Below are 8,719 nucleotides of genomic sequence, written 5' to 3'. Positions count from 1 at the left end.
AAAATTGGTGTTTCACACCTCCACATTTTTGAGGAAGGAGTCTTCTGTCGGAAAACGATAAATACTTAGCAACAGTTTAAAGGGACCTAATCTAATATACTCTGAAAGCAAATAGTATAGAAAAAATGTTTGTTTAAATAGAAATAAAGTACTTTCATCTTGTAAAGAATCATTTTATAAACATTATTAAGAAATTAAGATTCTGTACGACATTAGTTCATAACATATCAAGATTGAACGTTTTTAGAAGCGACATAATTATTTATAGCTAAATATGTTATGATTTGCACAAAAGGTTGATACCTTTTGTGCATAGTTGCCTTTAAGTCACTAAAGACAGATATATTTGATTAAATAAAAAGCACTTTTTTAGAAGTTTAAGGAAGTGCCCTTTTATTTGTTAATAAACATTAGAAATCTATTAAATTACATACATTTATGGAAGAGAGTGATTTCTATGTGCATCTGGCTATCGTTTAATTACATTCTTATTGGACGTTTATAAAACAACGAGCCTACAGTAGGAAATGTGAAAATTAGGGGGATAATGGAGCATACAAAGTTGGTAATAAACCTTAGGGAAAGGAGGGAACGAGATGAGAAATTTCTTTGAAGAAAAATATACAAATTTAGAATTTAAAAGAGAGCTAATAAATATTATAAGTAAAATCAGTGAATATAAAGGAGCAATATCAGCATATCAAACTCAAAAACCAGAGATATTTAATCTTTTGGAAAAGAGTATATCACTGCAATATATTAAAACTTGTCCTAATATATATGAAAATTTTACATTCTCAAATAAACAGTTAAAAAAATTAGTTGATCATCATGCTAGCCCTCAAACATTGGAAGAGGACGCTTTATTTTGTTATTGCAAAACATTAGAACTTGTGCAAAAAGAAAACCACAAATTACCTATTAAACCGCAAACAATTCAAGAATTACACTTCCAATTAATGAATTATTCAACTTCTGAAAGTGGTAATTGGAGAAAAAGCGAACTTGTATTATCTTCTATTCCAAAGTTAAAAGATCAATTTAAATTACGTACAGTTGTTTTATATGATATGGTTCCGCAATATTTATATGATCTATGCGAACAATATAATGCATTAAGGGCTAAAGGGAATTTTCATCCGCTCCTACTAATTTCTCAATTTATCTTAAATTTCCTATGTATTTATCCATTTAATAAAGGGAATGGCAAGTTAGCAAAAATATTAATTCAATGGTTATTAATTGAAAGTGGATTTACATTTGTAAAATATACATGTATAGATAAATATTTCAAAGAATATGAATCAGATTATTATGATGCTCTGTATAAATCTGCAGCTCACTGGTATCAAGGCGATCATAATGTAGTTTTCTGGATGAAAATTTTTTTAGACATTGTTTTAGCTGCATATAAAGAATTAAATTGTGTAATAAAAAATTGTATTAGCACTCATACTAAAAGAAAAAGAATTGAAAAATACATAGACAGACAAGATAATCCTTTTACTAAAGAAAATATTCGAAACATGTATCCAGACATAAGTGAAAGTACTATAAATAAAACATTACACGCTTTAAATTCACAGGGATACATTAAATTAGTTTCTAAAGGTAGAAATGCAACATGGATAAAGTGTAAATTAACTTAGGGTAAAAAACTAGAACACTAACAAATACTAAACAAGGAGAACCCAAAAAGGGTTCTCCTTGTTTAGTATTTGTTAGACTAATGTATCTTTTAGAAAGATAAAGAAGTAAAATAGACTATTTATATGCAACATGGATAAAGTGTAAATTAACTTAGGGTAAAAAACTAGAACACTAACAAATACTAAACAAGGAGAACCCAAAAACCTTGTTTAGTATTTGTTAGACTAATGTATCTTTTAGAAAGATAAAGAAGTAAAATAGACTATTTATTAATTGCAATCTAATCATAAAATTTTGTAACACATCTTTAAGAAAGACTGGTCTACTCGTTATGATTTTCTAAACCAAATTGTCCCTTTTTACGCATAGTGTAATAAATCGGGAGGCCGAGTGCAGTTAGACCTATTCCACATAAAGCTAGCAGAGGTTGAGTGAATAAGGTATTAATAACAATGAACAATCCGCCAATAATAGCAACTAATGGTATAAAAGGATACAATGGAACTTTATAAGGTCGCACAAGTTCGGGTTCCCTTTTTCGTAAGATGAATACAGCAAGGAATGTCATTGTGTAGAATATCCATATTACAAATACCAACATATCAGTAAGAGTATTGAATCCGCCGACGGCCATCATAATAATTGAAATAAATAGCATAAATAGACCAGAATTATAAGGGACCCGACTATTTTTAGATAATGTAGCAAACCATTTACTAAATGGTAGTTTGTTCTCAATAGCCATGGCATAAGGAATTCGCATTCCTGTCATAATATAACCATTAATCGTTCCAAATACGGAAATTAAAATGCCAATGGTAACTAGTTTTCCTCCCATAGCTCCAAAAAGAATTGTAGCTACTTGAGAAGCGGGTGTATCAGTACCTGCGAGCGATGTTGCAGACATGACCATTAGAAACGCGACATTAATTAATAAATAAACAACCATTACTGTTGATAATCCTAATACGATTGCTTTAGGCAAGTCTTTTTTAGGGTTTTTCATTTCTCCAGCAATATTCCCTACATGAATCCATCCATCATAGGCGAACATTGTTGCGAGTAAACCAGATCCAAGGGCAGATATCATAGATTTGTTCGGCCCTGCCTCAATTGGAAAAAGCTGAAAAGTAACGTCACTTTTGTGTAGTAATCCAAAAATAATAATCAATGCTAATGGAACCAATTTGCATATAGTCGAAGCCATTTGGATTCCACCAGCTGCTTTAGCTCCTAAAAAGTTCATAAGAGTTACAAATGTTGCTGTGATAATTGCAATTGCGATAATTAGTATTTTGTGTTCATTAACATTTAGGCCAAATAAACTAACCGTTTGTGTCCCGAAAATAATAGCAAGAGCTGCAATATTTGCAGGGAAGTATATGACAGTTTGTGCCCAGCCAAGCAAGAAAGCAGTTAAGTTTCCATAAGTCCTCTTTAAATATGCCATCATTCCCCCCGTTTCAGGAATAGCGGCAGATAGTTCAGCAGCAGTTAGTCCTGCGCAAACGGTCAAGATACCACCAATTACCCATGCAAGTAATCCTAGGCTAGCTGTTCCTGTTACTCCATATAATGCAGTGGGCTTGAAAAATACTCCGGCGCCGATAACGGTACCAATAACTGTGGTTAATGCTGCAAAGAAACCAATATCCTTTTTTAGTTGTTGTTGTGACAAAATAATCACTCCCAATTAGAAAAATATATAAATTCTCTTATGAATTCTTTATCCTGTTTGTTAAATTATTTGATAGTATATCCTGCATCCATATAAATAGCCGCCCCTCATCCTTACCAGCTAGAGAATTTGAATACATTTCAGATACTAAATAAAAAAGAAATTAAACGTATAAGTAAAGAAAGTTTAATTTCGCCTCAAATCATGTGAAAATTTTCACATGATTTGAGGCGAGTAAAATTCAATGAATTATACATTAAAAGAAATTCTTTAATTTAACCCGAAACATGAAGTTAAAAACGAGATTTCTTTTATATGAATAATAAGAATAAATGAGGTATTTTAATATTGTGATATAGTAAAATGGTAAATCGAAATTCAAAAGAGAAGATATATTCTTGTGAAGAATATCACAAAGTATTGAGGGATTCAATCATATTTTCGATATAAAATATAGAAAATCAACTAAATAAAACATTTTGTGAAATGTTTCACAAAATTGTTGACCTGTTATTTTTACTAATGTTATGTTGTAGGTGCAATCCAATGTTATAAATTAAATTATATTCGAAAAATATTTTAAGGATGAATATTTTGAATCTTATATTTATCTGACAATAATTAATTTAATTTATAACTCACTCTAAAAAAGGATGTGTAGATATGAAAATTGGTGTAGTGAAAGAGATAAAAAAAGGGGAAGCTCGTGTAGGGATGACTCCAGAAAATGTTCAAAAATTAGTTTCAGCTGGAAATGAAGTTTTAGTACAAAAAGATGCTGGATTAGGTTCTGGTTATACAAATGATGAATATATAAATGCAGGAGCAAGCATAGTAAATCAAGGCCAGGCATGGGATGTTGATATGGTAGTAAAGGTAAAAGAACCACTACCTGCAGAATACCATTACTTTAAAAAGGATCTAATTGTATGGGGCTTTTTACATCTGGCTGCGTCTAAAGAGTGTGTAGAAGCGATGAGAAAAGCTGGAACTACTGCGATTGCTGGTGAAACTATTAGTGAGGATGGAAATTTAGCATTATTAAAACCTATGAGTGCAATTGCTGGAAGACGTGCGGTATTTATGGGAGCTTATTATTTAGAGAAACAACATCAAGGAGAAGGGATTTTATTATCAGGTATTGAGGGAATCCCAGCCGGAAATGTAGTTATTTTAGGTGGAGGGAATGCTGCAACTAATGCCTGTGATATGGCAATTGGAATTGGATGTAGTGTTACAATTCTAGAGGTTAATCAAGAAAGAATTGCATATTTAAGAAAGCAATACGCAACAGAAGAAGTAAATATAATTGAATCTAATACTGAAAATCTAGAGCGAACGATTAAAGAAGCAGATTTATTTATTTCAACAATTTTAATACCAGGATCTCGCCCTCCTAAAATTGTTAAAGAGTATATGGTTCAATCTATGAAGCCAGGAAGTGTCATTGTGGATATCGCAATAGATCAAGGTGGTACAGTAGAAACTATTGATCATTATACAACTCATGATAATCCTGTATTTATTAAACATGACGTAATTCATTATGCAGTACCAAATATGCCTGGTGCCACCCCACGTACTTCAACTATGGCGTTGGCAAATGGAAATATTGAGTATTTACTAGCAATTTCTAAAGAGGGATTAGAAATTGCAATTCAAAATAAATCATCATTAGCATCTGGGGTAAATGTATATAAAGGTATTATTACCTACGAAAATTTAGGTATGACGCTAGGTTTGGACTTTAAACAATTGAAAGAAGTGTTAGTATGATTACCAAAAACGTATTGTTAGATATCACTGACATTAAAAAAGCCAAAGAAATTCTTGATGTAAATGCCCGAAAAACCCCTTTGGTTAAATCTTTCTATTTAACCAGTAAAACCGGTGGAGAAATTTATTTGAAGTTGGAAAACATGCAGTTAACAGGTTCATTCAAGTTTCGTGGTGCATTTAATAAAATTTCTCAACTTACAAATGAAGAAAAAGAACGTGGTGTAATCGCCTGCTCAGCTGGAAATCATGCACAAGGTGTCGCATTATCTTCTCATTTACTTGGAATCAAAAGTAAAATTGTGATGCCAACCTCTGCACCGCAAGCTAAAGTGGATGCGACGAGAGGATATGGTTCGGAAGTTATTTTATACGGTGATACGTTTGATGATGCAAAAGCGAAATGTGAAGAGATTATAAAAGAAACAGGCGAAACATACCTACATCCATATGATGATGTAGAAGTAATGGCTGGCCAAGGGACAATTGGCTTAGATATTCTAGATGATATGTGGGATGTTGATACTGTTATTGTTCCGATTGGTGGTGGAGGAATTATTTCAGGGATTGCTGTAGCACTGAAATCATTTAATCCCTCCATTAATATTATTGGGGTTCAAGCAGATAATGTTCATGGAATGAAAGCTTCTTATGACGCGGGGAGAATTTTAGAACACTATGAAGCACCAACAATAGCGGATGGTTGTGCAGTAAAAATACCAGGGAATTTAACTTTTGAAATTGTAAAAGATCTAGTAGATGACATTGTAACTGTATCAGAAGAAGAATTAGAAGTAGCGATGAAAGACTTACTACAACGCGGAAAGGCTGTCGTAGAAGGTGCGGGAGCATTAGCAACAGCCGCTCTTCTTGCAGGCAAAGTTGATAAATATGTACAGGGTAAAAAAGTAGTAGCGGTTATTTCAGGTGGCAATGTGGATTTAAAACGTATTTCAAGTGTATGTGAGCATTTCTTTGTTGCCAATGAGGTAAAATAACGATTCAATAATCTTATAAAATAAAATTATTTTACTTAAGGGGAGCTAGGAGACGATATCTTAGCTCCTTTTTAAATAAAGGGAGGCGTGTGTTATGGCCAACTTATTTAGGAAAAAATCAGTAAGGAAATTGTTGGAAGATGGTAAAAGTAAGACTTTGACAAAAACGTTGGGCGCATTTGACCTTACCATGCTAGGGATAGGTGCAATAATTGGTACAGGAGTACTTGTATTAACTGGATTAGTAGCTGCAAGAGATGCGGGTCCAGCAGTTATTTTTTCATTTATGATTGCCGCAATTGTTTGTGGGTTTGCAGCCCTATGTTATGCAGAAATCGCTTCTACCCTTCCAGTCTCGGGTAGTGTGTATACCTATTCATATGCGACGATTGGTGAGTTTGTAGCCCATTTAATGGGATGGACCTTACTGTCAGTATATGTAGTTACAACTGCGGCGGTAGCAGGTGGATGGACAGGCTATTTCCACAACTTAGTAAGTGGATTTGGGATTGAGATACCCAAATCACTGTTAACGATTCCGACGCAAGGTGGAATTGTTAACTTACCAGCAGTAATCATTACATTGATAATAACTTGGTTATTATCAAAAGGTACGAAAGAAAGTAAGCGAGTGAATAACGCAATGGTATTAATAAAAATTGGTATTGTTGTTTTATTCATTTCAGTTGGTATTTTTTACGTGAAACCAGAAAACTGGATACCATTTGCACCGTATGGTATAAGCGGAGTCTTTTCCGGAGGAGCTGCAGTATTCTTTGCTTTTTTAGGATTTGATGCGTTAGCAACTTCTGCTGAAGAAGTAAAAAATCCACAACGTGATTTACCGATTGGTATTATTGCTTCATTAGTTATTTGTACAATTATTTATGTTATAGTTTGTCTGGTTATGACAGGTATGGTTTCTTATAAGGAATTAGATGTACCAGAAGCAATGGCCTACGTATTAGAAGTTGTAGGACAAGATAAAGTGGCGGGTGTAATCGCTGTTGGAGCTGTAATTGGTATTATGGCTGTAATTTTCGCTTACATTTATGCAACAACACGTGTATTCTTCGCGATGAGCCGTGACGGTTTATTACCAAAACCTTTTGCGAAAATTAATAAGAAGACAGAAGCGCCAGTATTCTCAACTTGGTTAACAGGGATTGGTAGTGCTTTAATTGCTGGATTTATCGATTTAAAAGAATTGTCGAATATAGCGAATATTGGAGCGTTATTAACATTCGCCATGGTTGGCGTAACTGTTATCATTCTTCGTAAAACACATCCGAATTTAAAACGTGGTTTTATGGTACCACTGGTACCAATCTTACCGATTATTTCAATAACATGTTGCTTATTCTTAATGGTAAATCTACCTTTAAAAACTTGGGTTTATTTCGGTATTTGGTTATTTATAGGGATAATAGTATATTTTATGTATTCTAAAAGACATAGTCAATTAAACAAACTATAAATGAGATATATCAGAGATAAAGGTTATCAAGACCTACATGTTTGAGCAAGGAGGATCCTTCTCTTTTGGGAAGTACCTTTTCTTTTTATAAAAAATTCAATTAAAAGAACTTGAAAGTTTATGTTATACGTAAAAAAGCGAATCTATTTTCAAAATAGATTCGCTTTTTTATCTCCTAATAACTTAAAAACTTAAACTGAAATAGAAAAAAGGAATGAATTATTCGGATGATAGTAAATGTCTTAGTGATTTCAATGTATGTATGACAAATTAGTTTGTATTTATTGCCTTGATAGGATTTTACATAATATTAATTTTTTGTGAATTATTAATCTGAAAATAATTTGATTTACAGTATTATTCATACGAAATGAATACCTTTATGTAATTTATTTGATTTATAAGATAGTTAAGAATACCAAATCAAAACATAAAAGCTCATTATTGATTGATATTTTATAAAGTTGTATTAATATGTGTCATAAAATAATATCAAAATATAATTATAAATAGAATAAGGGAGGACTATGTAAAAAAGTAATAAATACAAGTTCATGAACTGTTTTTGCACGTAAGTACATGCTAAAGAAACCAAAACTATTAAATTTATTAAGGAAATGAGAGGGAGATACTATGGGGAATAAATCAAAGCATAAAACTAAAAGAATACTTGTAGCTACTGCAACATTAACAATAATTGCTTCTGGAATGGCTTCTTCATCAGATGTCTTTGCAGAGGAAACGCAGCAGCAAAAAAATTTATCGACATCACTGCAAAATGAAAAGTCAGTCAAATCTGAAAATAGAACATTTACAGTCCCAGGAAAAGGGGATGTTGAGGTACTGAAACAACAGGAAAGAAAAAGTATGGCATTTAGTCCATATGAACCAACTGGTTTATATGCAAAGCCAAATGAACAAATAACGATTAATGTAGAAGGTAATCAAGATATTCAGGTATATATTGGAACGTATTCGTATGATGCTTCTTGGAGAGAAGATTCTAAGATAAAATCATTTACATTAAAACCTGGTGTAAACACAATCCAATCTCCAAATGGGGGGCTGATTTATTTTTATAATAAACAGCAAGGAGGTAGCATTCGAACAACAATTACAACAGGTGGAACGACTACGCCT

At 32.6% G+C, this 8,719-nt stretch carries 6 protein-coding genes; 5 read left to right on the top strand and 1 reads right to left on the bottom strand.

The window, feature by feature from the left end; all coding sequences use genetic code 11:
* Window positions 1-596: 596 nt before the first annotated feature.
* The gene (locus DN401_RS16955; protein WP_149287880.1) at window positions 597-1,649 is read left to right on the top strand and encodes a Fic family protein; all 1,053 of its coding nucleotides are present in this window, start codon (window positions 597-599) and stop codon (window positions 1,647-1,649) included.
* Between the two features lie 323 nt (window positions 1,650-1,972).
* On the opposite strand, the gene DN401_RS16950 is transcribed toward DN401_RS16955, so the two are convergent.
* Complete coding sequence (locus DN401_RS16950; RefSeq protein WP_149287879.1) at window positions 1,973-3,328, bottom strand: APC family permease; 1,356 nt, start codon at window positions 3,326-3,328, stop codon at window positions 1,973-1,975.
* 663 nt (window positions 3,329-3,991) lie between these two features.
* On the opposite strand from DN401_RS16950, the gene ald reads away from it, so the two are divergent.
* The 4 genes from ald to DN401_RS16930 all read left to right on the top strand — a co-directional run.
* Window positions 3,992-5,104, top strand: coding sequence for an alanine dehydrogenase (gene ald, locus DN401_RS16945; protein ID WP_149287878.1), 1,113 nt, complete (start codon window positions 3,992-3,994; stop codon window positions 5,102-5,104).
* Window positions 5,101-6,102 (top strand): bifunctional threonine ammonia-lyase/L-serine ammonia-lyase TdcB, encoded by a 1,002-nt coding sequence (gene tdcB / locus DN401_RS16940; RefSeq protein WP_000628979.1) that lies wholly within the window; start codon window positions 5,101-5,103, stop codon window positions 6,100-6,102. The genes ald and tdcB overlap by 4 nt, the downstream gene beginning before the upstream one ends.
* Window positions 6,103-6,196: 94 nt before the next feature.
* The gene (locus DN401_RS16935; RefSeq protein WP_086422633.1) at window positions 6,197-7,579 is read left to right on the top strand and encodes an amino acid permease; all 1,383 of its coding nucleotides are present in this window, start codon (window positions 6,197-6,199) and stop codon (window positions 7,577-7,579) included.
* A gap of 633 nt (window positions 7,580-8,212) precedes the next feature.
* Window positions 8,213-8,719, top strand: a 507-nt coding sequence (locus DN401_RS16930; protein WP_304521037.1) for a M60 family peptidase N-terminal accessory domain-containing protein, incomplete at its 3' end; no start/stop codon positions are given.

It is taken from the genome of Bacillus sp. BF2-3 (genome assembly GCF_008368795.1).
GTDB lineage: Bacteria > Bacillota > Bacilli > Bacillales > Bacillaceae_G > Bacillus_A > Bacillus_A cereus.
This window is presented reverse-complemented; position numbering and strand designations above follow the sequence as displayed.